Origin of the sequence: Paraburkholderia sp. SIMBA_054, assembly GCF_046534875.1 — a bacterium.
Lineage (GTDB): Bacteria > Pseudomonadota > Gammaproteobacteria > Burkholderiales > Burkholderiaceae > Paraburkholderia > Paraburkholderia hospita.
The window spans coordinates 1-808 of the sequence record NZ_JAWRXV010000193.1 but is presented as its reverse complement, the minus strand read 5'-3'; the positions used below and the strand labels follow the sequence as shown (position 1 = coordinate 808).

At 62.7% G+C, this 808-nt stretch carries 1 protein-coding gene; it reads left to right on the top strand.

Annotated elements, in window-relative coordinates:
- Nucleotides 1-464 (top strand): IS110 family transposase (locus tag SB822_RS54715; RefSeq protein WP_410858801.1); only part of this gene is annotated, 464 nt, incomplete at its 5' end.
- Between the last annotated feature and the right edge of the window lie 344 nt (nt 465-808).

Here is an 808-nt window from a genome sequence, read left to right as displayed (position 1 = left end):
AAATCGCCTGGTGCGACGCGCAAGTCGCCACGCACGTGAAGCACGACAGCAACGCGCAGCGCGTCATGGCGGTCATCGGCATCGGACCGCTCACCGCGTCGGCCGCGGTGGCCACCGTCGGCGACGCTCACCTGTTCAACAACGGCCGGCAATTTGCCGCCTGGGTCGGCACGGTGCCCAAACAGAAGAGCAGCGGCGGCAAGACCCGGCTGGGCCGCATCACGAAGCAGGGCAACACGTATCTGCGCACGCTGCTGTTCCAGGGCGCGCGCGCCGCGGTAACGAGCGCCCATCGACGAACCGACCGGCTCTCGCGCTGGATCGTTCAGCTCCAGGCACGCGTGGGCTGGTATCGAACGCTGGTGGCCGTCGCCAACAAGCACGCGCGCATCCTGTGGGCGATTCTGGCCAAGGGCGAGCGCTTCGATCCCTCGCATGTCTCAACACCGCGCCGGCCACTGTAGGACAACAGCATGAACAGGTAAATTCGCAGCGTCACCTAAAAGCGTGACTTCGTAACCCAGGACGCAAAGGCAAGGATAGCGACAGGTCAGACCGGCAGCGGGCGAACTCGAACACCCCCCAGGCGCTACATCGCATGTATTCGCCGTGATCCGGATGGAGTCCTGCTGCGCGGTTACTATCCGGGCCCGGGCACACGCAACGATAGTGCTCAACAAGGCCGCTTATAGGTGTGCAGTCTGTCTCGCCGCTGAATGCCGAATGTGTCTCCGATGACATGGGAGTCGAATGGATGGATGGATAAATCAACCCCAGCTTGCAAAAAGGGAAAGTCCTTATAGGGGGG